Source organism: Catenuloplanes sp. NPDC051500 (assembly GCF_044454585.1).
Taxonomy (GTDB): domain Bacteria; phylum Actinomycetota; class Actinomycetes; order Mycobacteriales; family Micromonosporaceae; genus Catenuloplanes.
On the sequence record NZ_JBITDX010000013.1, the window covers coordinates 62,318 to 88,628 of the forward strand.

The following is a 26,311-nucleotide window of genomic DNA, read 5'->3' on the forward strand; positions in this document are numbered from 1 at the left end:
CCGCTGGCGCTCCGCTTCCGCCCACCGTCGGAGCCGGTCCCGCCGCTGGTCACCGAAGACCCGCGAGCCCCGCGTCAGCGCCCGTCCGGGCGGCGCCTCAGCGTGTGGAGTCCGGAATCTCCGCGTAGTCGGGCAGGTCGACGCCGTTGAGCGCGCGATCGACGACCGCCATGAGTGCCTCCATGTCGGGCTCCGGCGCGGGTTCGGCGTCCGGTGGCCGGACCGCGCGGCTCTGCACGTGCAGCCGGCCGATCTCCTGATTGGCCTCGACGATCGGACGCATCAGCCGCTCGTATCCGGCGTAACCGGCCTGCGGGTCCCAGCCGGCGGCGGCCAGCTCTCCGGCCAGCAGGTAGGCCCCGATCAGGGCCAGCCCGGTGCCCCCGCCGGAGAACGGCGACGGGCTGAACGCGGCATCCCCGAGCAGCGCCACCCGCCCGTCGGACCAGCGGTCCATCACCACCTGGGCGACCTGGTCGAGGTAGAAGTCCGGGGTGTCGTCGAGGTGCGCGAGGATGCGCGGGGTCGACCAGCCGAAGTCGGCCATCCGCGCCCGGAGCAGCTCCTTCTGGGCCGCGACGTCGCGGTAGTCGATGTCGAAGTCGGGCGCGGGAAAGGAGAGCATCGCCATCGCCCGGGTGGCGTCCGGGAGGGGCCGGAGGCCGGCGGAGCGCCCGGACGCCGGGTCCTGGTAGTCGATCACCCAGCGGTCCAGCCCGAACTCGTTGGGCACGCTGTAGAACGCCAGCACCAGGCCGAGGTGGCGGATGAACCGCTCGTGCGGCCCGAAGACCGCGGTGCGCAGCGCCGAGTGCAGGCCGTCCGCGCCGACCACCAGGTCGAAGCGCCGCCGGCCGCCGCTCGCGAAGGTGACGTCGACCCCGTCCGCGTCCTGGCCGAGCGCGGCGATCCGGTCGCCGAACACGTACTCGACACCGTCCCGGGTGTCGTCGTAGAGCACCTGGGACAGGTCCCCGCGCAGGATCTCGATCTCGGAGATGTACCCGTCGCCGCCGTCGTCGTCCGCGCGGAACGTCTCCAGCACGGTGCCGTCCACGTCGACCGTGTGCGCGCCGGCGGTGTCGGTGCGGGCAGCGCGTACCGCGGCGTCCAGCCCCATGCGCCGGATGACCTCCCGGGCCACCCCGCGGGCGTCCACCGCCTGCCCACCGCGGCGCAGCTCGGGAGCGCGCTCCACCACCGTCACCGCGGCCCCTCGCCGGCGCAGCCAGTGGGCCAGCGCCGGCCCCGCGATGCTCGCCCCCGTCACCAGCACCCTGATATCGCTCACAACGCCCCCTGCCGTCTCGATTCGAGACAATGATGCCGGTACGGGCCGTCGCACGCCGGCATTGCGACTCGGGCGCGGCGGTCAGCCGGAGATGAGGCTCAGGACCAGTCCGAGGGCGGCCGTGTTGTAGACGAAGGCGAGCAGGCCGTGGCACAGCACGACGCCCCGCATGCGGCTGGTCTGCACGCTCACGTCCGACGTCCCGAACGTGGTGCCGACAGTGAAGGCGAAGTACGCGTACTCCAGCAGTGACGGCACCGGGGTGGCGGGGAAGTCGAGGTGGGCGGGGCCGGTGTTGAGCAGTTCCATGCGGGCGTAGCGTTCGGCGTAGGCGAGCTGGAGGATGGTCCAGGCGACAAGCACCATGGTGATGCCGATGACGCGGACGGTGTACGCGTTCTGGTCCGTGCCGCCCTTGAACACGATGACGTTGCCGGCGCTGCCGAGCACGATGAGCGCGGTGCCGAGCGTGATCAGGTAGATGGTGCGTCGTCCGGCGAGCGAGCTGGACCAGCGGGTGTCGCCGCGGCGGGCGAGGCGGATGCGGCGGATCCGGACGGCGGTGTAGATCAGGCCGAGGACGATCCAGACCATCGAGGTCAGCAGGAAGAGCCTGGTTTCCAGCCCGACCTCGGTGCCTGTGGTGCCGCCCCACATCACTGAGGTCACGGACGCGGCCGTCGCCAGCAGGAGCAGCACGTCGAGCACCCTGCTCGGCCACGGGGCGCGGTGGAGTGGCTGTGGCGTGGTCACAGGTGTGCCGGCCGGCGCGAGCTGGTCCTGGAGCATGGTCTTCCGATCGTCGGAGGCGAAAGTGCTGCTCAGCGACGTATCTCACCGGCGAGAGCGCGACGGAACGTATCGGAGGCGACCAGCCGCGGCAAATCAGCAGTTCAGAGCGGCCGCCACGGCGATACTCATCGTGATCAACACGTCACCGGGCCGTGGTCGCGGTGATTCGATGTGGTCCTGCCGAGACGCCTGGCCGCGCTTGGATTCACCGCCAGCTGGTGAGCTCTCAGCGCAGCAGGTCCCGGAGCGCCGGAACCAGCTCCGGGTGGGCGAACTCGAACCCGGCGCCCGACAGTCGCGCCGGTACCGCGCGCCGCCCGGTCAACGCGAGCGCCGGATCGGTGCGCAGCAGGACCGCGCCGATCCGGACCAGCGCTTCCGGCGTCGGTGGCGACGGGGGCCGGCGCAGCACTCGCCGGAGTGCGGCCATCAGGTCGGCGTTGCGGACCGGTGACGGGCTGGTGGCGTGCAATACGCCGGACATCGCGGGGTCGTCGGCGGCGCGGCGCACGATCGTGAGCAGGTCGTCGATGTGCAGCCAGCTGATCCACTGCCGCCCGGCGCCGATCCGCCCGCCCAGGCCCCAGCGGGTCAGGCCGGCCAGCCGGTCGAGCGCGGGCGTGTCCCGGTCCAGGACGACGCCGGTGCGCAGCACCACCTGCCGGTCCGCCGGTGCGCCCGCCGCGGCCTCCTCCCACGCACGGGCGACCCCGGCCATCTGCGCCGGGCCGTCCGCAGGCGGCGACGCCTCGGTGAGCACGGTGTCGCCGCCGTCGCCGTAGATCGCCAGCGTGCTGGCCTGCACCCAGACGGCCGGTGGCGTGTCAAGCGTGGCCGCGGCGTGCTTCAGCGCCAGCGTCGGCTCGACCCGGGAGCGGGTGAGCAGCGCGATGTTTGCCGCGGTGGGCCGGCGGTCGACCAGTTCGCCGGCCAGGTTGACAAGCACGGCGCCGGCCAGCTCGCCCGCCCACGATCCCACCCTCACGCCGTCCCACTGGACCTGGCGGTAGGGCGAGCCGGGCCGGGCGGTCCGGGTCAGCACGACCACCTCGGCGCCGTCCCCGGCGAACGAGGCCGCGATCCTGCGTCCAAGCGCTCCCGAGCCACCGGCCAGTACCACCTTCACGACTGCCTCCCCTTTTGAGCGTCTGCTCAAACGGTAGCCGATCTTAAGCGATCGCTCAAGTGGCGGCGGCGTCTGTCGACCGGCTCGGGCTGTGGGCGACGTGGGCGGTACCCCAGATCAAGATCTTGGTTCCCGCTCGGTGGGTGGTCGCGGCCCGGATGCTCCCGGCTCTGTTGCTCATTCGCGTGCGGCGGTCTGGGCCCGGCGATCGAAGGCTGGCATCGAGGCCGGGAGTGTGGCGGTTTGTTCCGGCTGGTCTGCGGCCTCGCGGCACGCGGGGGCAGCGCGGCTATCGTCTACTGGGGTTTCGTGGTCGGGGTGCGGGTTGAGCACTCCGCGCCCGAAATTTCGTTATATAGAAGCCTCTGAGGCGCGCTCACCCTGACCGCGGAGGTCAGTAAGCGGCCGGTCAGGGCGGTTGCGGTCTGGGCGGTCGCGGTCATGGCGGTCGCGGTCAGGACGGCTGCGGTCAGGGCGGTTGCGGTCTGGGTGGTCGCAAGGGCCTGCGCCGAGGGAGCGATGTGGCCGGGAGGGTCGGTTGATCTTGGCTTGGGTGGTTGCAAGGACTGGCACCGAAGCCGAGAGCTTGCCGAAGGGTAAGTCGATCTTGGCTCTCGCGTGTCGCCGCGCCAGGGCAACGGCAGGTCGGGCGCTCCGCGCCGAGATGGGTTTCGTTGTGCGGGATCTCGCGTCCATCTGGCGGGATGCAAGATCCTTGCGGCTCTGGTGGCCCTTATCCGAGCGCGATAAGGGCCACCAGAGCCGCAAGGATCTTGACGGGGGCCTTGCTGATCTTCCGGCGTCAGGATGAACGCGCGAGGCGGCATCTATATGACGAAATGTCGGGTGCGCTGCGCTCGAACCTGGCCGCTACCGCGGAACTCCATGAGGCGGGTCGTGAGCGTGGGCTCTGTACCGACATCGTCGGACCCGGTGTCGCCGCTGGCGCTCCTCCCTGCACGTTCCGCGCGGGGCCGGGAAGACCCGGTGCGACGCCCGGCGAGCCGTAGACCGGCCCGGAGCCCATGCGCGTCTCCGGTCAGGCCGTGTGGTGGATGATCAGGTCGGCGATGCGACCGGTGAGGCCGGGTGCGAAGAACGGGTGGTGGCCCATGCCGGGGAGCACCTCCAGCCGCGCGCCCGGGATCTGGGCCGCGAGCGCCTCGCCGTGGGCCGGCGGGAACAGCGGATCCGCGCTGCCGTGCACGACAAGCGCCGGGGCGGTGATCGTGGACAGTGGAGCACGGCGGTCGTCGTCGAAGCGGCGGCCGGCGAGATCGTGGTTCAGTGCGGCGGCGAGGTTGCCGGCCCGGGCGTGGCTGCGTGCGACAAACGTCCGGGCGGCGGGTTCGTCGAACGGCAGGACGTCGCCGTTGAGGACCCGCCAGGTCTGCACGTCGGTGTCAGCACCCGGCGCCCCCGCCGAGGAGAGCACGTGGCGCACGAACGAGGCGGTGGGCGGTGGGAGTTCGCCGTCCAGGGCCGGCTGACCGGCGAACGCGCGGGCCCAGGCCGGGCCCGGCTGGTTGCCCATCGGTGAGGCGGACATCGCGGTAAGCGTCAGCACCCGCGATGCCCGGTGCACCGCCAGCCACTGCCCGATCGTCGCGCCGAGTGAGATGCCGACGATGTGCGCGGCGGCGATACCGTGGCCGTCGAGGACCGCTGTCGCGTCCGCCGCCAGGTCGGCGAGGGCGTAGGGCTCGGCCGTGAAGTCGACGCAGTCGGAGCGGCCGGTGTCGCGGTTGTCGAAGCGGATGACCTGGCGGCCGCTGTCGGCGAGCGCGTCAAGCAGGTCGTCGGGCCAGGCGATGCCCTGGGTCGAGGTACCCATGATCAGAAGGACGGCGGGGGCGGCGGGGTCACCGAATCGCTCCGTCCACAGCCGCAGCCGGCCGGACCTGACGAACGTCTCATCACAGGTACTCACGCCGGGACCGTAGCGACAAGTCGAGACGGCGAATGCCACAACCCCTGGCCGGTCAGAATGGCGACCATGGGATAATGAGGTAGACGCCGACTGATGCATATCTGTCCCTGTACGGCACCCGGGACCGGCCCACGGACCACCGATCCGGCGACATCCGCGCAGCATAGAGCGCGCGCGGGGTGTGGTCCTGGCACGGCGGGACCGGCTCCGAGGCGAAGGGGAAAGCGGAGCGCCAGCGGAGTCTTTGCCCGCAGCGAGGTTTGCCCGCGGGAGCATGCGGGCCGCACCACCGCGGAAGCGGGAAAAGGAACTGGATCGTGGTGTTTCCGCCGAATCCGATCCGGTCGTGCGAGGTGACTGTCGAAGTGCGGCGGTGTCAGAGCCAGCCGCGGTGGTGTGCGGCGCGGACCGCCTCGACCCGGGAGCGGGCGTCGAGCTTCGTCATGACAGTGGACAGGTAGTTGCGGACCGTGCCGTGCGAGAGGAACAGCTCGGCCGCGATCGCCCGGGTGGTCAGTCCCCGGTCCACGAGACGAAGGATCTGCTGCTCGCGTTCGGAGAGCGCGTTGGGGCCGCTGCGCAGGGCGTCCGCGGCGAGCTGAGGGTCGATGACGATCGTCCCGGCCGCGACCGTCTTGATCGCGTCGATGAGCCGCGCCCCGGTCGTCGCCTTGACGAGATATCCGGAGGCGCCTGCCGTCAGCGCCCGGTGTACGTGCCCGCTGCCCGGCAGCGCGGTCAGCAGGATGACCTTGCACTCGGGACGGGCCTCGGTCACCAGCCGGGCCGCCTCGATCCCGGTGGCGCCGGGCATGTCCACGTCGAGCAGCGCCACGTCGGGCCGGTGCTTCTCGACCGCCGGCAGCACCTGGTCGCCGCGGCCGACCCGGGCCACGACCAGGAACGCGGGCTCGGTGCTGAGCAGCGCCTCGAACGCCTCGGCGACCAGCTCCACATCCTCGGCGATGAGCAGCCGGAGCTGTTGCCCGCTCATGAGCCGACCACCTCCCGGCCGGCCGGCGTCCGGGCGCTGTCCGGATCCTCGGCGGGTGAGACCTGCGGATCCGCAGCGGTGCACGGAACCCGCACGATGACACGGAACTGCCCGCCGGGTATCGCCTCGGCCGTGAGCGCCCCGCCCATCGCCGCCACCCGCGCCCGGAGGTCGTCGAGCCCGGTGTGGGCGCCGTCGCCCGCCGACTCGACGACGCCGTCGTTGACGACTGTGACGACGACGGCCGCGGACTCCCGCCGCACGCCGATCCGGCACCAGCCGGGCCGCCCGTGCTTCAGCGTATTCGTCACCGCCTCCCGCACGACCGCGGCAAGCAGCTGATCGACGACATGGTCCTCGACCACTACCGCGTCGATCTCCGCCCGCACGTCGAGCAGTTCGAACAGCTCACGGGCGCTGGCCAGCTCGTCGCCGAGGCTGATCAGCGCCGGCCCGCTGGTAAGCGCCCGGAGCCGCGCCTGACCGTCGATGACAAGCGACTGAAGGGCGAGAAGCTGGGCACGGCAGCGTTCCACGTCGGAGTCGAGCAGCCGCAGCGCGGCCTCGTTGCGAAGCGAGACCGCGACGAGCGTGCGGCCGAGCAGATCGTGCAGCTCACGGGAGATCCGCAGGCGCTCCTCGTCCACCCGGGCGCGGGCCATCTCCTCCCGGGTCCGGCGCAGTTCGTGGAGCACGACACGCAGCCGGGTCATGGCGTAGAGGCCGAAGCTGCCGACGATCACCGTCGCGAACATGGCGAAAATCAGGACGGCGGGGGTGCCGGCCGCCTTCGGGAGCAGCACGACCGTGTCGGCCACGCCGAGCAGCGCCACGGCCGCCACCCCCCGTCGGCCGGTGGCGACGAGCAGCGTCGAGGCAAGCGGCAGCGGCAGCATTATCCAGACGGAGCCCAGGCCGAGTACCAGGAGCGAAGCCACCACCTGGACCCACACGAGCACCTGGACCCGCAGGTCCCTGCCGACAAGCATCTCGAACCGCAGGTAGCACCCGGCGATCACGAAACACAGCAGGTAACACAACACCTCGACCGGCGGCGTCACGTACCCCAGCCCGCGCTGCGCGAACGTCTGCCCGAGGCCGATGAAGAGGATCAGCAGAATGAGCAGCCACACCCCCACGACGGCCACGATCTCACCGGACGCCGCCGGCCGGCTCGCACGGAACATCCGACGCCCTCTCCCCGATCACTGCGCTACGCGGGCCACGATAACCGGTCAGCACCCTCCCGATGACAGTTGTCATGTCAGAGCGCTGACTCGTGACCCTGACGCCGGCCCGGCCCCGATTTCTACAGTGATCAACAGATCGACCGACCGCCGCGCCGCAGGCCGGAGGTAAACCGAGAAGGAGCCGGCATGCCCGACATCATCACCGCCAAAAGCCCCGTATTCTGGGTCATCGTCTTCGCCGGCGCGGTCCTTCCCGCACTCGCGCTGCACGGAGTCGCCCAGGTGGTCGTGACGCTCCTCGTCGTCGCGTTCGTCGTCATCGGCATCATCCGCGCGCGGCGCCAGCACGCCACCGCCGAATCGCGCTGATTCGGCGGTCGCCTCAGGAACTCCTCCGGAGCCGGGGTGCGGGCCCGCACCCCGGCCGGCACGTCCACAGTGATCCGCTATGCGTCCAGGCGGGCGCGGGTGCGCATCAGGATCCGGCCGAGCATGTTCCGGCCGGTGCCGTCACGGCCGCGGCCCCAGTAGCGATCGGTGGTGGTGTCCTCGACGATCTCCTCCGTGCCTGTCGACAGCAGGATCGCGCGGATATCGGCGTGGGCACCAAACTTGGCCGCCACCGCCCGCCGCATCACGTCATCCTTGACACGATCCCAGTCACGGCGCAGCGGGCGGGCCCGATCACGGCCCAGCTCCGCCGCACGCAGCGGCGTCCCGGCACGGCGGATCAGGTCGGCGTGCCGGGCATCGGCGAACTTGCGGGCCTGAAAATAGTGCTCGGACGTCGGCCACCACAGGCCGTCCAGATCGAAACCGTGCCGGGAGAAGTTCGAGAAGCAGCCGTACGGCACCTCGTCCGCACCGTAAAAGTAGATCGTCACCTGGGCCTCGGCATCGTGGGTCCTGCACCGTGACACGCACCGGCGCGGCCCGGCAACCGAGTTCCGCAGAATACAAAACCGACATTCATTGTCCCGCTCACGCGGTGGTCCGGCCCGCACGCTCCCGCGGGCACCGGTCCCGCCGTGGCCGGGAAAACCACAGCGGGGGTTTCGCCCTTCGCCCGGCGGAACCGGCTCCGGAGCGACGTGCGGGGCGCGATGCGGAGCGACGTGCGGGGCGCGATGCGGAGCGACGTGCGGGGCGACGTGCGAAGCGCGATGCGGGGCGACGTGCGGAGCGAGGTGCGGAGCCAGGTGCGGAGCGACGTGCGGAGCCAGGTGCGGAGCGACGTGCGAAGCGCAATGCGGAGCGACGTGCGCGGGTTTGCCCGCGGGAGCGACTCTGTTGCTCATTCGCGTCCGGCTGGCTGGGCCCTTCGATCGAAAGGGCGGGGGCGTAGTGAGTCGTTTCGGCTGGTCGTCGCGCTTGCGGAGCGCGAGAGCAGCACGGTCATCGTCCCAGCGACTACGGGTCGAACTGGCTGCCAGTCGAAGCGGCTGCGGCCTGAGCGGGCGCAAGGACCGGCACCGAGGCCGCGAGTTTCGCAGGTGTGCGGGTCGGTCGCGGCACTGCGGCAGGCGTCAGGGCCGGGCAACGCGGAGCCACAACGGATCCGAAGATGTCAGGACACAGACCACACTCACGACCCGCCTCATGGAGGTCCGCGGTCAGTGTCGACGTTCGAGCGCTGCGCGCCCGTTATTTCGTCATATAGATGCTGCCTTGCGCGTTCATCCTGACGCCGAAAGATCAGCAAGGCCCACATCAAGATCCTTGCGGCTCTGGTGGCCCTTATCCGGGCGCGATAAGGGCCACCAGAGCCGCAAGGATCTTGCATCCCGCCAGATGGACACGAAATCCCGCACAACGAACCCATCTCGGCGCGGAGCGCCCGAACTGCCGCAAGCCCTGGCGCGGCGACACACGAGAGCCAAGATCGACTGGTGCTTCGGCAAGCTCCCGGCTTCGGTGCCGGCTCTTGCGACCACCCGGACCGAGGTCAACCGGCGCTCCCGCTACCTCGGTGCCGGCCCGCGCAACCACCCAGGCCGAAGCCAACCGGCACTCCCGCTACCTCGGTGCCGGCCCGCGCAACCACCCAGGCCGAGACCAACCGGCACTCCCACTACCTCAGGGCCGGCCCGCGCGACCACCCAGGCCCCATCCGGCATTCTCTGTCTATTGGTTGTGCTGGGTGGTTCGGCTGCGGTTCTTTGCCTCCGGCGGCCCTCCGGGGGGAGCGCTCCGGCTCCGGGGCAACCGGAAGCGCAGGTCAGCTTCGCTGGTAGAGCCTTGTCGGTGGTCGGGTTTCGTGTGGCCTGTCTGCCCCGTCTGCCATCGACCCGGGCAGAGCCGAGCAGATCATCGGCAGGGCCGCCAGGCTGAGTGGTGATGGCGGCGGCTTGATCGGGTCTCACGAGTCCGCTGGTCACGCTGGGTTCGCCGGGCTGCGGTCTCGTGGGTGGGCGCGTGTTTCTGGTCGCGCTTGGTGGTGTTGGTATCTGTTCGTTGGTGGCGGCCCTGCCGATGATCTGCTCCCCGAAGGGCGGGTCGATGGCAGACGGGGCAGCCAGGCGGTCACCTTTGTGTGCTTCGCACGCAACACCAAGGTCAAAGGCAGGGCGGCGTGGAGGGGATAGGGGTGAAAGGCGGCGTGGAGGGCGTCAGGTGCGGCATGTGCACGCTATTCGGCGCGAATGACGTGCACATGCCGCACCTGACCGTTGATCTATCGGCTATTGCCGATTGAGGGCGGCGGCAGCGTACCGTGGCGGGGTATTTATCTTGATATTTCGGGCGGACTTTGGGTCTGGTCAGGCCGTCGTCGAGGGTTGCCCGGCATGGGGGACGGAGGCGGGGGCGTGCGGGCTGGACCAGTGCGGGAGCGGGATGAGGGATTGGGGCTTCGCCGGTAATGGCGGTCAGGGGGCGGGGCGAGTGAGGGCCTGTTCGATCAGGGTGACGGTGGCGCGGGGGTCGGGGACCTCGGTGATGAGGCGGGCGTAGCGCTCGTCGCGGAGTTCGATGACGACGGCGTTGCGTGGGTCGCGGACGTCCCAGAAGATGCGTTCGCCGTCGACGCGGAAGGTGCCGGCGGTGATGACGCCGGGGACGTGGGTGCCGGAGGTGCGGATGCCTTTCGGTTCCGTGATCGCGCCGGGGTCGGCGGTGGCGCCGCGGACGTTGCCGAGCGGGATCTCCAGGCGGCTCTTGAAGCTCCAGAGCTTGTCGAGTCCTTCGATCTGGACGACCAGGGTGTCGCCGTCAACGCGGATCTGTGCCATGGCTGGCTCCTTTGTGGATGAGGTCGAGCAGGGCTGTGGCATCTGCGTGGTCGGTGCTGGTACGGGCGCGCAGGCGCAGGCCGAGAAGGGTGGCGGTGATCGTCGGGGCCAGCGCGGACGGGGTGCCGTCGCCGCGCAGGGCGGCGTCGATTGTGGTGTCGAACTCGCGCAGCGTCTCGGTGACCTCGCCGGCGACCTCGGGGTCGACCGGGGCGCGTTCGAGGGCGGCGAGCAGCAGGAGGTTCAGGTTGTCGTCGTCGGACGCGAGCATGGCCGTCAGCGCCTGTGCCGGATCGGGGGCGTCACGGACGGCCGCCAGCAGCGGGCGGACCTGGTGGGTGAGGTGGTGGCGGAGGGCGGCGAGGTAGAGGCCGCGTTTGCTGCCGAAGACCTTGTAGAGGCTGTTGCGGTGTACGCCGAGGTGCGCCACCAGGTCGTCGACGGAGATGCCGTCGTAGGCCCGGTCCGCGAAGAGGCTCACCGCGGCGGCGACCACCTCGGCTTCGTCAAATGCTCTCGGTCGGCCCATGCGAGAACCGTAACCGCTTCAGGAACGATCAGTCAAGAACAATCGTTCCTAAATGCGAAACAGAACCCTATGCGGGGCGCAGGCCGTTGAGGATGAGCACGCAGAGCGCGGTGAGCGCGGCGTCGCGATCGGGGAGAGGCCATTGGGCGGCATACTGGGGGGCGTGGAAGGCCTGGGTGGCGTCGAAGACGGCGCGGGCCGCCGCGGGGGCCCCGCCGGGGAATGCGAAGTCGCCGGCGACGATGCCGTCTTCGATGATCGTCTCCAGCTGCCGGTACAGCGTCTCGATGTGTTCGGTGATGACGATACTGTTCTCCTTGGCGAGCACGCCGACCGTGGCGAACAGGTCCGGCTCGGTGACCGCGCCCTCGCGCTTGCGGTGGAAGAGCAGCGTGATCCAGGTCCGGAGCCGCTCCGGCGCCGGCCGGGCCGGGGAGGACGCGACGCCGGCCAGGTCGCCGAGGTTGCGGTTCAGCCAGCGTCGCGCGACCGCCTCACGGAGCGCCGCCTTCGACGGGAAGTGCCGGTAGACGGCCGCGTGACTGACGCCGAGCACCCTGGCCACATCGACAACTGTCGCCTTCGCCGGTCCGTGTTTGCGCAGCACGTCCTCGGTGGCGATCATGATCGCCTCAGCGTCCAGGGCGGCCCTCACCGCCAGACCCTAACGCTCGCTGTCGAGCAACGCCATCAGCGGCGCGGCGTAGCGGGTGCCGGATACCGCGCCGCTTGGGACCGCCTTCTCGATCTCGGCGAGGTCGTCCGCGGAGAGCGTGATCGAGGCCGCCTCGATGGTGGCGGCGATCCGGGACGGGCGGCTCGCGCCGACAAGCGGCACGATGGAGTCCCCCTGAGCCAGCACCCACGCGATCGCGAGTTGCGGAATCGTCACACCGCGCGCGTCCGCGAGCGGGCGCAGGCGCTCGACAAGGGAGAGGTTCGCGGCCAGGTTGTCGCCGTTGAGCTGCGGCAGGTGGGCGATCTGGCCGCCGCCTGCGGACGCGCCGGTGAGCAGGCCGTGGTTGAGCACGCCGTAGGCGGTGACGCCGATTCCCAACTCGCGGCAGGTGCTCAGGATTGAGCGCTCAGCACCGCGGTTGAGCAGTGAGTATTCGATCTGCACGTCCGCGATCGGGTGGACCGCGTGCGCCCGGCGGATGGTCTCCGCCCCGACCTCGGAGAGGCCGACATGCCGCACCCAACCCTTTTCGATCATCTCCGCGATCGCGCCGACCGTGTCCTCGATCGGAACGTCCGGGTCGAGGCGGCATGGCCGGTAGACGTCGATATAGTCGGTGCCGATGCGTTGCAGTGAGTAGGCGAGCGCGCTCCGCACGTAGGCCGGCCGCGCGTCGAGGCCGACGAAGTGACCACGCGGGTCGCGGAGGGCACCGAACTTGTCGCTGATCGTGACGCGGCCACGGTCGGCGGGCCGGAGGGCCCGCCGGAGCAGTTCCTCATTGTGGCCGTTGCCGTAGAAGTCGGCCGTGTCGAGCAGCGTGATGCCGGCGTCGATCGCGGCGCGGATGGTGTCGATGCTCCGGCTGTCGTCGACACCCGGAGCATCGGACATCGATCCCATGCCAAGGCCGATCGCGGGTACGCGCGGACCGTCACTGCCGAGTTGTCTCTTCTCCATGCGCCGAAACCGTACGCCGTCGGGTTACAGATTACAAATTTTGTAACTTGTGCTGCAGTTGGTGCCGGCCGGCCGGGAGGACCACGTGGCCCTCCCGGCCGGCCTCCCCCGGGTCAGCTGGTCTGACAGGTGATGGTGGGCCAGGTCCAGTTGCCGTTGGCCATGATGGTCACGCCGAAGTTGTTGCCGTTGCCGTTGGGGCGGGCGGTGACGCTTCCGGTCGTGCCGGACACCGCGGCGTTCCAGCTGTTCTGAATGCTCTGGCCGCCGTTGAGGTTGAGCGTGACGGTCCAGTTGCTGGCGTTGCTGACGGCGACGTTGAGGTTGAACCGGTCGCCGAACTGCTCGCCGGCCGACAGCGTCGCGGTGCAGTTGCCGGTGCCGGGGTTGCCAGTGGTCGGACCCGTGGTGGGGCTGCCGCCACTGCCTTCCCGGACGGTGATGTCGGAGCTGCCGCTGCTCTGGTAGCCCTCGGTGGCCATGATCTGGTAGCTGTGGTTGGTGCCGAGGGTCAGGCCGGCACGGGCCCAGGCGTCGAAGTGGTTAGCCGTGGTGATCGTGCCGCTGCTGCGCTTCTGCTGGCGAACGCTCCAGAACTGGTAGAACGTGCAACGGTCACCGTCGATGCAGGGCTGGTTGACCCGCTGGCTGCGGAGGATGTCGTACGTGCCGCCGTCCGTGGTGACGGTGCCGAACCGGGTCGCGCCATTGCTCGGGTTGTAGCTGCCGAAGTTCTCCACCACGTAGTACTCGATGAGCGGGTTCCGCGTCCATCCGTACAGGGCGAGGTAGGTGTTGTTGTTCCCGGGGTTGTAGGTGCCCGAGTAGGAGACGGTCCGGCGGCTGCCGGTGGCCCAGCCCTTGCCGCCGACCCAGTTGTTGGTGCTGCGGTCCCAGCTGCTGGAGTACCGGCCGTCGGCACGCAAGGTCATGCTCGCGTTGCCGCTGTCCTTCCAGAACGAGAAGAAGTAGCCGTTGTGCGTGCCTGTGGTGTTTGAGGTGAGGGTCCGGTCCGCCTCGGCATGGGCGGGACCGGCCAGGATGAGCCCGGCGGCGGCAACCACCGCGGCACAGGCGGCGGCGAGCAGCATCCGGATGCGGCCGCGGCTACTGCGCGGCCACGGTGACGTGTCGGTCATGTGGTGCTTCCTCCTGCTGTCGGCTGGCGGAAGCCAGCAGCGCGGTACGAACCACGCGGCGGTCGACGGCGGCGTGCCGGGACCGGGCCGCGGGCGTGTCGCGGCAGGCCCCTCCCCCTCGACCGGACGGCGCGGGTCGCGATGGGCGACATCGACAAACATGCATCAATGTCGATGGAATCGTAAGAGGAGAGGCGAGACCTCCGCAACACATTCCGGCAACTCTCCGGAAATATCGCCTGTGGACACGCCGAAATTAGTCCTGGCCGAGGAACGGTTCAAGGCTCCACGGCCGACCGTCGCTCCGTCACCGTCGCACTCGGGCAGACCGAAACTTTCGGAGGCGAACTACCGACCGCCCCGCTCCGCGCGGCGGTGTGATCGGCCACAGTGGCCGAACCCGGGCGGCCTACCTCACGTTCACACCTCGGCGCCCGGAGCGCTTGTTCGATGACGTCTTGATTGCGTAGCATTGAGGCGTGTCGACACGTTCTGCACGAGAAAAAGGCGTCTTAGACGACTTTGTCAGCGTTTCTGCGGCACTGACCGGCTTCTCGGTCACCGAGCTCCAGGCCACCGGCCTGACCACGCACTACCTCGCCGTCCTGGCAACCGAGCTGGGCGAGGAACGCGTCGCCGGCCTGCTCCGGACCATCGCCGGCGCACCCGATCCGGCGGCCCTCGCCGATCCGGAGGCGAAAGAGTGCGCACACGCGCTGACCTACCTGTGGTACGTCGGCGTCTGGCCGGGGCGCGCCGCCACCGGCGGGCCGTACGTGGTCTCACCCAGGGCGTACGCCGAAGGTCTGGTGTGGAAGACCTTCCACGGCGCACCCCCGGGCACTGTGGCGCCCGGCTTCGGCAGCTGGGCACGCCCACCGCGCGGAACCGCGGCGTGACCCCGCGCTACGACGTGATCGTCGTCGGCGGTGGCTTCGCCGGGTCGTTACTGGCCAAGGCGCTCGGTGAGCAGGGCTGGCAGATCCTCGTGCTTGAGGCCGGCACCGGCGGGCCGGACACCTGGCAGGACCACCAGGACGCGCTGCGGGCCTTCCGCACGGCGGTGGCGAAGACGCCTACCTCGCCGTACCGCACCACCGAGGCGGCGCCCTCACCTGACGTGCTCGATCTGGCCGGCGGCCCGGACGGCTTCACTGCCGGTGGCTACCTCATCCAGCGTGGCGCGCAGCCGTACTCCAGCCCGTATCTGCGGGTCAACGGTGGCAGCGGGAACGCCTGGACCGGTCTGGCACCGCGGATGCACCCGGAGGACTTCCGCGCCGGCGATCTCGGGCCGGGGCGCAACTGGCCGATCGGGTACGCGGACCTGGAGCCCTGGTACCGCGCCGCCGAGGGGGAGATCGGGGTGGCCGCGGACGTCGACGAGCAGCGGGAGGGCGTCGGGCTGCCGTTCCCGCCGGACTACCAGTTCCCGATGCACGGCATGCCGCGCAGCTTCCTCGACGAGATGGTGGCGGAGGCGGTGGACGGCCGCCGGGTCCACGACCCGTACCTGCCCGGGACGGCCGAGCTGCGGGTGGTCGGCACGCCCCAGGCACGCAATGCGCCACCGAATCCGCGGTACGACGGCGGGAAGGGGTTCCAGGCAGACGGTCACCGGTGCGTCGGCTATGCCAGCTGCGTGCCGATCTGCCCGGAGAACGCGAAGTACACGCCGCTGAAGACGCAGGCGCGGTGGCCGTCGACGGTCACGCTGCGGACCCGCGCGGTGGTCAACCGGCTCACCGCGGGACCGGACGGCCGGGTCACCGAGGTCGGCTTCCAGTCCTACGTGGACGACAACGCCGGCCGGCACACCGCCGAGACGGTCACCGCGGACCTGGTGGTGCTGGCCGCGCACGCCATCGAGAACGCGAAGCTGCTGCTGAGCTCCGGGCTGGCGAACCGCAGCGACCAGGTCGGCCGCAACCTGATGGACCACCCGGCGCTGCTCACCCACGGGCTCACGCCGGTGCCGTGCGGGCCGTACCGCGGCCCGGGCTCCACAGCGGGCATCGAGACGTTCCGGTTCGGGCCGGGCCGGCGGGTCCGCGCCCCGTTCCGCATCGAGATCGGCAACTGGGGCTGGGTGTGGGCGCTCGGCCCGCCCGACGCGGACACCGCCGCGTTCCTGGACCGGGGCGTCTACGGCCCGGCGCTGCGCGAAGGGCTGCGGGACCGGGTGGGCCGCCAGTTCGCGCTGCAGTTCGAGATCGAGCAGGAGGCCGATCCGGCGAACCGGGTCACCGTCGACGCCCGGCTGCGGGACGCGCTCGGCAACCCGCGGCCGATGCTCACCTATTCGCTGTCCGACCACGTCAAACGCGGCATGGTGGCGGCGAAACAGGTCTCCGACCAGATCTTCGCGCTGCTCGGCGCGGAGGACCACACAGTGTTCCGGCCGGAGGCGGGCATGCCGGGCTATGTCGAGTACGACGGCCGGGCGCTCGGCTACCGCGGGGCCGGGCATGGCGGCGGCACTCACCTCATGGGCACGTCCGCGCACGACTCCGTGGTCAACCAGTGGCAGCAGAGCTGGGACCATCCGAACCTCTACCTGGTCGGGTGCGGGAGCATGCCGTCGCTCGGCACCTCGAACCCGTCACTGACCATGGCGGCGCTCGCCCTGCGCAGCGCCGCCCACATGGACCGCGAACTGCGCGCTCTGCACCAGATAACCGTCTCCGCCTCGACCGAGGAGTCTGCCGACCGATGACCGTCCCGCCGCTGCCCCTGCCGCCCGTCGCCGCCCCCTTCCTGCTGCCGTTCCACTACGGCGCGCTGCACCAGGTCGGCATCGATCACCTGGTCGATCCCGGACCCGCCCGCGACCTGGTGGCCCGTCGCCATCCGGGTCTGGAGGTCGCCGAGTTCGACAGCCGGGCGTGCGTGTCGACGAACTTCCAGCTCTACTTCGCGCAGTACGCCAACGGCGGCGGCATCACCCAGGAGATCGAGGTCAGCGTCATCACCGTGCCGCGCGGCCAGGCGCACCGGGTGGCCGCACTGTCCTATGCCGACTACGCCGCCGGCACCGACTCCTCGAAGCTGCTCGGCATCGGGCGCCTGCATGTGTTGTGCGACAACCCGATCGCCATCGAGGCCGGCACGAAACTGTTCGCGGAACCGAAGTACGCCGCCCGGTTCTCGGTGTCGATGCCGTCACCGAACGGGCCCGACACCCAGACGTGGGACGTACGGTGCCTCACCGAGGACGGCGCCGAGCTCCTCTCCCTCACCGCGCGGCTCGACGGGCTGACCGCCGTGCCGGTGCACAGCGCGCCGGTCACCGGATACGGCACCACGGAGGACGGCCGGCTGCTGGCCGGGCCGATGAACGTGTATCAGCCGTACCGGCTGCACCTGCTTGACGCCGCGACCGCGGACCGAGTCTCGGTGCACGTCACGGACCCGTCGTCCCCGGCCGGCGCCGACCTGACGGCGCTGCTCGGTGACGCGTCCGCCGCCGGGGCGTGGACCTTCCAGTCGGCGCCGATCGCGGCACACAACCGCCCGTACTACCTGCCGCACGCCGGATAGGGGCGCGCCCGGACCGCGCCCCGCACCGCCTCCCTCAGTAGCCGTAGATCATCTTGTAGGCCACCTCGGGCAGGAACTGACCGGCGCTGGAGCCGCCGCCGACACCGCAGTTACCGTCGGACTCGCCCGGCGTCTTGAGCCACAGCAGCATCTCGGCGCCGCCGCCCATCTGGGTGGGGGTGCCGATCCGGCGACCGGCCGGGTTGCACCACTGGCCGTTCGCGCCGTTGCCGTTCCGGCTGGTGTCGATCACGAACGGCTTGTTGTGGCCGTAGTTGCGCAGGGTCGCCGCGACCTGGTTGCCGTAGTTGCTGTTCTCGCCGGTGGTGAAGTAATTGGACACGTTGAGCGCGAAGCCGTGCGCGTTGCCGATGCCGGCCGTGTTCAGGCGCTGCGCCATCGTCTGGGCGGCGATCCAGCCGGGGTTGCCGGCGTCCAGGTACGCCCAGGTGTTCGGCGCCTTGGACCGGAACTGGGCGGCGGCCCGGGAGAGCATGCCCGTCCGGTCGTTGATCTGCGACTGGCTCATGCAGCTGAAGTCACCGAGCGAGTCCGGCTCCAGGACCACGATGGCGGGCCGGTTGCCGATCGCGGAGGCGAAGGAGGAGATCCACGCGTCGTACGCACCGACGCTCCCCGCACCACCGCCGGAGTGGCCGCCGCACGCGTCCCGGCCGGGGATGTTGTAGGCCACCAGCAGGGGCAGCTTGTCGGCCGCGTCCGCAGCACCGACGTAGCCGCCGACCGCGCTCCCGATGTCGCCGCTCCAGTTGCCGAACCAGCTTGCCATCGGCTTCTGCGCGATCTGGCTGCGGATCGCGGCGGCGCGCCCGTCATTGGGGTTGGCGGCCGCCCAGGACGCGGGACTCGAGTTCGGATTGACGTAGAAGCCGCTGGTCTGGCTGATCGGGTCGGCGTGCGCGGCGGGCGCGCCGAACAGGACTGCGGGGACTGTCACCGCGAGCGCGGCGGCAAGCATCCGGCGGTAGGTAGGTCGTGTCATGGGCGGGTCTCCCAACGTCGGTGATCGTGGACCGCGGGTTGAACTGGAAGCGCTTCCAGTCATGAACGTCAATGTACGACGCGGGAGTGTGCAGCGGCAACCCGGCGATACGCGACTCCGCCACCGGCACGCGGCACCGGCACGTCCGGAACCGCTTCCAGCCGTCGGCCGCACCTGCCACGCGTCGCCGGTGATCGATATGATGGGCCCTCCAGCCGGCACTGCCGACGGCGGACCGGAAGGACGCGGCATCGAAATGGCGACAGGGAAGCCCCGGCGGCAACCCACCCTCGACGAGGTCGCCGCGCGGGCCGGCGTGTCACGGGCCGCCGCGTCCCGGGCGGTCAACGGCGCGCCACACGTCAGCCGCGCCACCCGCGACGCCGTCGAACGGGCCGTCAAGGAGCTGGGCTACCTCCCCAACCGCACCGCGCGCGCCCTGGCCACCCGCAGGACCGGGATCGTCGCCCTGGCCGTCTCCCACGACGATCCGCAACTGTTCGCCGATCCGTTCTTCGCGCAGGTCATCGTGGGCGTGTCAGCGGCGCTCGAGGAGACCGAACTGCACCTGCTGCTCTGCCTGGCCAGCGCCGGCCGGGGCCGGGCCCGGCTGACACACCTGCTGCGCACACGCGGGGTGGACGGCATCATGCTGATGGCCCTGCGCGGCGACGACCCGCTGACCCGCATCGCGCGCCAGGCCGGCCTGCCCGCCGTCTACGGCGGCCGTCCACTTCACTTCACACCACGCTGGTACGTCGACGCGGACAACCTCGGCGGGGCGCGGCTGGCCACCGAGCACCTCATCGGCCTCGGCCGTACCCGGATAGTCACCATCACCGGGGAGAGCGACACCGAGGTCGGCGACGCCCGCCACCGCGGCTACCGGGAAGCCCTGATCATGGCCGGGCTGACCCCGCACGGCACGGCCGGCGGCGACTTCACCGAGGCCGGCGGCGCCGCGGCGATGAGAACCCTGCTCGCCCGCCACCCGGACCTGGACGGCGTCTTCGCGGCAAGCGACAACATGGCCGCCGGCGCCCTGCGTGCGCTGAGCGAGGCGGGCCGGGCCGTACCCACCGAGGTGGCAGTGGTGGGCTTCGACGACCTCGGCATCGCCGAACGCACCGCCCCGCCGCTGACCACAGTGCACCAGCCCATCCAGGCCCTGGGCAGCGAGATGACCCGCATGCTCCTCGGCCTGATCGACGGGCAGGAGCGGGTCCCGGTCATCCTGCCCACCCGGCTGGTGCTGCGCGAGTCCGCCTGACCACCAGGCTGGTGCGAGCCGGTCCGCCTGACCCATCGGCAGGATCGCGCGGACGCGGTCTCAGCCTCTGACCCGGCTGACCGCCGGACCGTCCGCGGCGCGGCGCTGGGCCGGGACCGGCGGCCTGCGGAGCGCGCGGGACATGGAGGCGCCGAGCGGCCTCTCGACGGTGCGATGCAGGAGGACGGCGGCGAGGACCATGACCGCGGTGACGCCTAGAACCAGCGGGTAGCGGCCGACCGAGCCGTCCAGACGCGTGATGACGATCATCCCGATCGTGTGGTGCATCAGGTAGAGGGGGTAGGTGATCGTGCCGGCCGTGGTGAACCAGGAACGGCCGAGACGCTCGGTACGGCGGGTGACGACAAGCAGCAGCACGGTGAGACAGAGGTGGATGACGATCAACGCCGGGATCGGTGAGATCGTCTCGTGGTAGCGGGCGCCGACCTCACCTGCGAACAGCGCGCCGCGATAGAGCGCGTTCGCCCAGCACAGGCCGATGAGCGCGATCAGCGACGGGGACGGCCCGAAGCGGCCGATCAGGAACATCGCCATGCCCGCGATGAAATAGTGCGAGTAGTGCGTCTGCAGCGCCAGATCGGCCACGCCGGCGACCCTCCCGGGCAGCAGACCCGCCTCGAGGACCAGGGTCAGGCCGAGCCAGATCCACAGCGCCGTCAGAACCCGCCGCCGGGTCATGCCGACCACGATGAGGAGGACGACGACGAGGTAGAAGCGGACCTCCGACCAGAGCGTCCAGTAGACGACGTCGATGCTCGCCACGTCGAGCGCCGGATGCAGCATCGTGAGATTCGCGAGAAACTGCCCTGGCGTCGCCCGAAAGTGCGGCGCCCCGGCAACCGCGACGACCGCCGCGGTCAGGCAGCACGCCACCCAGAACGCCGGGTAGAGCCGGGTGGCCCGGGAGACGAGAAATCCCCGGACGTCCCGATCCCAGGCCGACATCAGGACGACGAGGCCGCTGATCAAAAAGAACAGGTCGACGCCGAGATATCCGTACCGTGTGATGTCCTTGATCTCCGGGAATTCCACATTTATGTATCCGTTCTCCGGGCCGGAGAAGGTGTAATGGAAGACCACTACCGCGAGGGCGGCCACCAGTCTCAACAGGTCCAATTCCCGAAACCGGCTCGTTCCGCGTGCGGCCTCCGACACCTGGCACCTCCACCGATCATGCGCTTCACGGACCCGCTTCCGAACAATTCTCGGCACTGGGTCCGTGATGGACGATCAGCATTATGGCCTCAGCGGAATTGCATCTCTCCCATTGTTTAACGGCATTTATCACCCGCAGGAATTAGTTGTCGGATTGCGGACCGGCGCAATTCAATTGATCGGCACCGGCGGCGGCCCGATCGGCCGCGCGCACCATACCGATCGGCACGGCCGACTCCCCCTTACGGCCTGAGCGGGCGTCGACCGTGTCCGGGGTGGCAAGCCGGATCCGGACGTCGTGGTCCGGGCCGGCCACCCGCTGGAAGCGCCACGACGCCTCGAACAGGCCGTGGTCGGGCTCGGTGATCGGGTGGGCGGCGGCGCCGGTCCAGCTTCGCGGGTTCCGCCAGATCTCGGTGATCTCGGTGGCGAACGAGTCGGGGGTCACCTCCGGGGTCGCGCCCCACGTGATGCCGGTCTCGACCTCGACGCGGTAGGTGATCAGCCGCTCGCCCTCGCCGATCGTCTCCGGCGCGCCGTCCGCGGCGGCGAACTCGCCACCTCCGGATTCCGGCACTGCCGACGTGCCGGCGCACGCGGCGAGCACGATGGACAGCACAAGCACTCCGGCGATCTTCACCTGCGGAAACATGACCATGGCAGGAACCTACGGACGACGCCGTAAGCCTCCGATAAACACATCGACAGACGCAAATTCCCAGATCAGAGGCAATTCACCGGGGTACGCCTCCAGAGGCATGTCATGACGTTCATTGACATCGATATCTGATCATCAATAGTCTTCTCTGGGTCGGAGCTCCCCGGGAGGCAGCCGTGCGTCCGAGATCGTTCGCGATGGTTCTCGTGCTCTTCGCCGGTCTCGGCGTCGTTCCGGACGCGCCGGCGGCGGAGGCGGCCGTGGTCACCCAGGTGATCACCAGCCCGGTGGATCCGGCCGGCGGGCCGAAGAACGCCGACGACGTCTACGGCTACCTCGACGATCCGGAGAGGATCGGCGAGGGGCAGCAGACCCCGCACGTGGATCTGCGGCCCTACCGGGACGCAAGGACCGCGGCCGAGGACGTCACCGAACGGTCCGCCGCCTCCCCCTATGTCAGGACGCTCAACGGCGACTGGCGGATGCGGCTGTTCGACAAGCCCGGCGACGTCCCCGCCGCGTTCCACACCGACGGCTACGACTCGCGCGGCTGGCCGCAGGTGAGCGTGCCGCACACCTGGCAGTCGGACTTCATCGACCACCCGGTGTTCCGCAACATCCCCGAGGAGGTCTGGCCGGACGACCCGCCCGCCGTGCCGAGGGACGTGAACCCGACCGCCGCCTACCTGCGCACCGTCGACCTGCCCGCGGACTGGGACGGCGGCCGGGTGTTCCTGCGGTTCGAGGGCGTGACAAGCGGCTGGTTCCTGTGGGTCAACGGCGGATACGCGGGCTACGACCAGGGCGGCTACACCTCGGCCGAGTTCGACGTGACCGCGCTGCTGCGGCCGGGCCGTAACACGATCGCGGTGCAGGTGCACAGGTGGAGCGCCGGGTCGTACCTGGAGGACTACGACCAGTGGCGGTACAGCGGCATCTTCCGCGACGTGTGGATGTACCGCACCGAGACGTCCCGGCTGCGCGACGCGCACATCACCACCGACCTGGACGCCGCCTACCGCAACGCGACCCTGAAGGCGCACATCGACGTGGACGGCCCGGCCACCCGGGTCCGGGCCACGCTCAAGGACGACCGGGGCCGGACGAAGGCGGTCGCCGAGGGCACCGACCTCAGCATGCCCGTCACCGCGCCCGACCTGTGGAGCGCCGACGACCCCCACCTGTACGCCCTGGTCCTCGAACTGCTCGACGGCAACGGCCGGACGCTTCACGTCACCTCGCAGCCGGTCGGGTTCCGGGAGATCGAGGTGCGCGACCGGCAGCTGCTTGTCAACGGCAAGAGAATCCTGATCAAGGGTACGAACCGGGCGGAGACCGACCCGGACACCGGCCGCTACAACACCCGTGAGCGGCAGCGCGACGACGTGTTCCTGATGAAGAGCCTGCATCTGAACGCGGTCCGCACCTCCCACTACCCGTCCGACCCGTACCTCTACCGGCTCGCCGACAAGCACGGCCTGTGGATCGACGACGAGATGGAGGCCGAGACGCACGCGCACGAGTCGTGCCCGTCCGACTGTCTCGCGGACCGGCCGGAGTGGCAGGCCGCGTTCGCGGACCGGTTCCAGGCGATGGTCGCCCGGGACCGCAACCACCCGAGCGTGATCATGTGGGACACCGGCAACGAGGCCGGGCTGGGCGCCGCGCACACCGCGATGGCCGCGTGGGCGACCGCCAACGACCCGAGCCGGGTGCTGTACCACCAGTCGAACAGCCCGGACGGCGACGCGCCCTACGCCGACGTGGCCGGGCCGCGCTATCCGACGCCGGCCCGGCTGGAGCAGCGGGCGGCGAGCACCGACAAGCCGATCGTGATGGGCGAGTACGCGCACGCGATGGGCAACGGCCTGGGCAACTTCGCCGACTTCTGGGACCTGGCCCGCCGGGTGCCGAACATCCAGGGCGGCTTCATCTGGGACTGGGCCGAGCAGAACCTGCGCCAGCCGTTGATCACCACGCCGACCGAGAACGGGATCCCGGCGTTCCTGGTCGGCAAGCCCGGCGTCGAGCCCGGACACCGCGGCACGGCGGTCGCGCTGTCCAGCCTGGACGACTTCGTGGACGTGTTCCGCGACCGGCGGCTCGACATCACCGGGCCGCTCACCCTGGACGCGTGGGTCAAGCCCGGCGAGTGGGCGGGCAGCCTGCCGATCGTGACCAAGGGCCGGGGGTACGCGCTGCAGATGCGCGACGCGGACACCCTCGAGTTCGGCCTGGACACCGGCGGCTGGAACACGGTGGCCGCGGACGTACCAGCGAACTGGGTGGGATCCTGGCACCGGGTCACCGGCGTCTACGACGGCGGCAGCCAGCGACTGCTCATCGACGGCGTCGAGGTGGCGCGCGCGGCCCGCTCCGGCGCGGTCGACCCCGGCCTCTACGAGGTCAACATCGGCCGGAACGCGGAGACGCAGCAGGACGGCACGACCACCCGGCTCGCCGGCGCGCTCATCGACGACGTGCGCATCCACAGCGGCGCGGACCTCGTGCTCGCGCTCGACTTCGACAGGTTCGACCGCAGCGGCGACTTCCTCTCCCTCGGCGTGAGCATCTCCGGCACGGACGGCCTGGTCGGATCGGACCGCTACCTGCAGCCGGAGACCGTGGAGATGGCGTGGGCGCAGGCGCCGGTCCGCTTCACCGACCTCGGCGGCGGCCGCTACCTGGTGACGAACGGGCAGACCGCTGGCCCGCTCGACCTGCGGCTGCGATGGACACTTCAGGAGATCGACCGGACGCTGCGCGAGGGCGACCGGCGGCTGCGGCTCGCACCCGGCCAGAGCACCGAGCTGACAGTCACGCCCCCGGCGAACCCGGACGACAGGGAACGCCTGCTCACGCTCACCGCCGAGAGCGTCTCCGACCTGCCGTGGGCGAAGGCCGGCTGGGTCCTCGGCCGCGACCAGTTCGCAGTGGGCGGGCGCGTGGTCCCCGGCGTCCTGCCCGGCCCACCCACCACCACCGCACCCACAGTGACCAGGGACGGGACCACGATCACCGTGTCCGGGGACGGCTGGCGGTACCGGTTCGACGCCCGGTCCGGCACGCTGACCTCGATGAACGCCGGCGGCCGGGAGCTGCTTGCGGGCGGGCCGGCGCTTGACGTGTACCGGCCGCCGACGAGCAACGAGACCTACGGGTGGGGCACCGCGGACCGGGAGGTCTGGCACGACCTCGGCCTGGACGCGCTGACCACCACCGTCACCGGCACGACGGTGACCACAGACGGGCCGGACGCGGTGGTCGCGTTCGACAGCACGGCGGCCGGCAAACCGGACCTGCTCACCTTCCACCAGAGCATGCGGTACGCGATCGACGCGCGCGGCACGATCACGCTCGCCCACGACGTGCAGGCGTCCGGGTCGCGGGTGTCGTCGCTGCCGTACCTGCCCCGGGTCGGTGTGCAGCTGCGGCTGCCCGAGGCGATGAAGCGGTTCAGCTACTACGGCGAAGGACCGGAGGAGAGCTACAACGACAGGCGCAACGGCACCCGGACGGGCGTCTGGAAGTCCACTGTCGACGACGAGTACGTGCGCTACTCGAGGCCGCAGGCGTACGGCAACCACACCGGCACCCGCTGGGCCACGCTCGGCGACGGCCGGTCCGGGCTGCTCGTCGGCGGGGATATGGACGTGTCCGTCACGCCCTACGACGACCTCGACCGGGCCGAGTACGACAATCAGCTGCCGCTGGTCCGCAACGACGGCTGGGTGACGCTTCACGCCGGGGCCGGCGAGACCGGCATGGGCGAGACGCCGAACTCGGTGCTCGCGCCGTACCGGGTCTCCCCCACCGCCCGGCACGCGTATGAGCTGGTCCTGCGGCCGCTGACCGGACGCGAGGCGCGCACCGGCGTGATCGACTCGACCGTGGCCGCGCCCTGCCCGCCGGACGTGGCGCTGCGCACCGACGGCACTGTCGCCCCGGGCACCCCCGAACCGGTCGAGGTCGTGATCACCGACCGGTGCGCCGCCCCGGTCACGGATGTCCGCGTCACGCTGTCCGCGCCCGCGGGCTGGACCGTCACGCCGACCGGGAGGACCGCGTTCGCGGTGACCGCGCCGGCCGGCACCGACGTCGGCACGTTCGACCTGGCCGCGACCGTCGTCTCCACCTCGGCTGGCGGGTTCGTCTCCACCACGACCGCGACCGCCCGGGTCGCCACGCCGCTGCCGCCCGGCACCCGCTGGCTCAGCGATCTGCCGTTCACCGAGGTCACGAACGGCTGGGGGCCGTCCGAACGGGACCGCAGCAACGGCGAGCAGGGCGCGGCCGACGGCGGGCCGATCACTGTCGGCGGTGTCGTCCACGCCAAGGGGATCGGCGCGCATGCGGTCTCCCGGCTCACCTACGAGGCCGGCGGCGCGTGCACGTCCGTCCGCGCGGACGTCGGCGTCGACGACGAGATGGGCGGCTCCGGGTCGGTCACGTTCGAGGTCTGGGCGGACGGGGTGCGGCGCGCCGCGACCGGCGTGCTGACCGGCAGCTCAGGGCCGGAGCCGCTGACCGCCGATGTGACAGGCGCGGCCACGGTGGAGCTGCGGGTCACCGACGCGGGCGACGGCAACGGCGCCGACCACGCCGACTGGGCCTCGGCACGCATTCTCTGCACCTGACACGGAGGGCCGCCTCCACATCGGATCGGCGACATTCACAATCAAGGGCCGGATTTCCCACTCTGTGGGTGGTCCGGCCCGCACGCTCCCGCGGGCACCGGTTCCGCAGTGGCCCGGCCCAGAGCCACACGGCTCTCGCGGCCCGTGCCGCGCCGCCGGGTCCGCGG

General features: G+C 70.6%; 21 protein-coding genes. 6 read left to right on the forward strand and 15 right to left on the reverse strand.

The genetic code is table 11. The features are described 5' to 3' along the window. Positions 1–97: 97 nt before the first annotated feature. The 6 genes from ACIA8K_RS25190 to ACIA8K_RS25215 form a co-directional block, all read right to left on the reverse strand. Positions 98–1,291 (reverse strand): FAD-dependent monooxygenase, encoded by a 1,194-nt coding sequence (locus tag ACIA8K_RS25190; protein ID WP_396063294.1) that lies wholly within the window; start codon positions 1,289–1,291, stop codon positions 98–100. Between the two features lie 81 nt (positions 1,292–1,372). Further along, positions 1,373–2,080 (reverse strand): DUF1345 domain-containing protein, encoded by a 708-nt coding sequence (locus tag ACIA8K_RS25195; RefSeq protein ID WP_396063296.1) that lies wholly within the window; start codon positions 2,078–2,080, stop codon positions 1,373–1,375. 229 nt (positions 2,081–2,309) lie between these two features. Then, positions 2,310–3,209, reverse strand: a complete 900-nt coding sequence (locus ACIA8K_RS25200) for a TIGR01777 family oxidoreductase (protein WP_396063298.1) — start codon at positions 3,207–3,209, stop codon at positions 2,310–2,312. Between the two features lie 1,039 nt (positions 3,210–4,248). Continuing rightward, a complete protein-coding gene (locus ACIA8K_RS25205; RefSeq protein ID WP_396063300.1) occupies positions 4,249–5,139 on the reverse strand; it encodes an alpha/beta fold hydrolase in 891 nt (296 codons plus the stop codon). A gap of 376 nt (positions 5,140–5,515) precedes the next feature. Next, positions 5,516–6,133 (reverse strand): response regulator, encoded by a 618-nt coding sequence (locus tag ACIA8K_RS25210; protein ID WP_396063302.1) that lies wholly within the window; start codon positions 6,131–6,133, stop codon positions 5,516–5,518. Continuing rightward, complete coding sequence (locus tag ACIA8K_RS25215; RefSeq protein ID WP_396063304.1) at positions 6,130–7,320, reverse strand: sensor histidine kinase; 1,191 nt, start codon at positions 7,318–7,320, stop codon at positions 6,130–6,132. Before ACIA8K_RS25215 ends, ACIA8K_RS25210 begins: the two co-directional genes overlap by 4 nt. Positions 7,321–7,509: 189 nt before the next feature. Between ACIA8K_RS25215 and ACIA8K_RS25220 the strand changes: the two genes are divergently transcribed. Continuing rightward, on the forward strand, positions 7,510–7,692 hold the full coding sequence (locus ACIA8K_RS25220; protein WP_396063306.1) for a hypothetical protein: 183 nt from the start codon (positions 7,510–7,512) through the stop codon (positions 7,690–7,692). Positions 7,693–7,769: 77 nt separating this feature from the next. On the opposite strand, the gene ACIA8K_RS25225 is transcribed toward ACIA8K_RS25220, so the two are convergent. The 6 genes from ACIA8K_RS25225 to ACIA8K_RS25250 all read right to left on the reverse strand — a co-directional run bounded on the left by ACIA8K_RS25225 (position 7,770) and on the right by ACIA8K_RS25250 (position 13,860). Continuing rightward, positions 7,770–8,207 (reverse strand): NADAR family protein, encoded by a 438-nt coding sequence (locus ACIA8K_RS25225; protein WP_396063308.1) that lies wholly within the window; start codon positions 8,205–8,207, stop codon positions 7,770–7,772. A gap of 1,983 nt (positions 8,208–10,190) precedes the next feature. Continuing rightward, positions 10,191–10,553 (reverse strand): hypothetical protein, encoded by a 363-nt coding sequence (locus ACIA8K_RS25230; RefSeq protein ID WP_396063310.1) that lies wholly within the window; start codon positions 10,551–10,553, stop codon positions 10,191–10,193. Beyond that, a complete protein-coding gene (locus ACIA8K_RS25235; RefSeq protein WP_396063312.1) occupies positions 10,534–11,082 on the reverse strand; it encodes a TetR/AcrR family transcriptional regulator in 549 nt (182 codons plus the stop codon). Before ACIA8K_RS25235 ends, ACIA8K_RS25230 begins: the two co-directional genes overlap by 20 nt. Before the next feature lie 67 nt (positions 11,083–11,149). Beyond that, positions 11,150–11,737, reverse strand: coding sequence for a TetR/AcrR family transcriptional regulator (locus ACIA8K_RS25240; RefSeq protein WP_396063314.1), 588 nt, complete (start codon positions 11,735–11,737; stop codon positions 11,150–11,152). Between the two features lie 9 nt (positions 11,738–11,746). Then, the gene (locus tag ACIA8K_RS25245; RefSeq protein ID WP_396063316.1) at positions 11,747–12,721 is read right to left on the reverse strand and encodes an aldo/keto reductase; all 975 of its coding nucleotides are present in this window, start codon (positions 12,719–12,721) and stop codon (positions 11,747–11,749) included. A 113-nt stretch (positions 12,722–12,834) separates the two neighbouring features. After that, positions 12,835–13,860: a glycoside hydrolase family 11 protein gene (locus tag ACIA8K_RS25250; protein WP_396063318.1), complete on the reverse strand. Its 1,026-nt coding sequence runs from the start codon at positions 13,858–13,860 to the stop codon at positions 12,835–12,837. Positions 13,861–14,339: 479 nt separating this feature from the next. Between ACIA8K_RS25250 and ACIA8K_RS25255 the strand changes: the two genes are divergently transcribed. Genes ACIA8K_RS25255 through ACIA8K_RS25265 form a run of 3 tightly spaced genes read left to right on the forward strand, consistent with a single transcriptional unit; the run spans position 14,340 to position 17,400 of the window. After that, on the forward strand, positions 14,340–14,759 hold the full coding sequence (locus tag ACIA8K_RS25255; RefSeq protein ID WP_396063320.1) for a hypothetical protein: 420 nt from the start codon (positions 14,340–14,342) through the stop codon (positions 14,757–14,759). Then, positions 14,756–16,576 carry a GMC family oxidoreductase gene (locus tag ACIA8K_RS25260; protein WP_396063322.1) on the forward strand — a complete coding sequence of 607 codons (1,821 nt, stop codon included), beginning with the start codon at positions 14,756–14,758 and terminating at the stop codon, positions 16,574–16,576. The genes ACIA8K_RS25255 and ACIA8K_RS25260 overlap by 4 nt, the downstream gene beginning before the upstream one ends. Further along, entirely contained in the window at positions 16,573–17,400 is an 828-nt protein-coding gene (locus ACIA8K_RS25265) for a hypothetical protein (RefSeq protein WP_396063324.1), read from the forward strand. The genes ACIA8K_RS25260 and ACIA8K_RS25265 overlap by 4 nt, the downstream gene beginning before the upstream one ends. A gap of 34 nt (positions 17,401–17,434) precedes the next feature. Here the strand turns inward: ACIA8K_RS25265 and ACIA8K_RS25270 are convergent, their stop codons facing one another. Next, positions 17,435–18,403 (reverse strand): glycoside hydrolase family 6 protein, encoded by a 969-nt coding sequence (locus tag ACIA8K_RS25270; protein WP_396063326.1) that lies wholly within the window; start codon positions 18,401–18,403, stop codon positions 17,435–17,437. Between the two features lie 256 nt (positions 18,404–18,659). Between ACIA8K_RS25270 and ACIA8K_RS25275 the strand changes: the two genes are divergently transcribed. Next, on the forward strand, positions 18,660–19,673 hold the full coding sequence (locus ACIA8K_RS25275; RefSeq protein WP_396063328.1) for a LacI family DNA-binding transcriptional regulator: 1,014 nt from the start codon (positions 18,660–18,662) through the stop codon (positions 19,671–19,673). A gap of 60 nt (positions 19,674–19,733) precedes the next feature. On the opposite strand, the gene ACIA8K_RS25280 is transcribed toward ACIA8K_RS25275, so the two are convergent. Both ACIA8K_RS25280 and ACIA8K_RS25285 read right to left on the reverse strand, forming a co-directional pair. Further along, positions 19,734–20,810, reverse strand: a complete 1,077-nt coding sequence (locus tag ACIA8K_RS25280; RefSeq protein WP_396063330.1) for an acyltransferase family protein — start codon at positions 20,808–20,810, stop codon at positions 19,734–19,736. A gap of 181 nt (positions 20,811–20,991) precedes the next feature. Next, the gene (locus tag ACIA8K_RS25285) at positions 20,992–21,507 is read right to left on the reverse strand and encodes a DUF3152 domain-containing protein (protein WP_396063332.1); all 516 of its coding nucleotides are present in this window, start codon (positions 21,505–21,507) and stop codon (positions 20,992–20,994) included. Between the two features lie 176 nt (positions 21,508–21,683). Here ACIA8K_RS25285 and ACIA8K_RS25290 point away from each other — a divergent pair, with 176 nt between their 5' ends. Beyond that, positions 21,684–26,144: a glycoside hydrolase family 2 TIM barrel-domain containing protein gene (locus ACIA8K_RS25290; RefSeq protein ID WP_396063334.1), complete on the forward strand. Its 4,461-nt coding sequence runs from the start codon at positions 21,684–21,686 to the stop codon at positions 26,142–26,144. Positions 26,145–26,311: the final 167 nt, after the last annotated feature.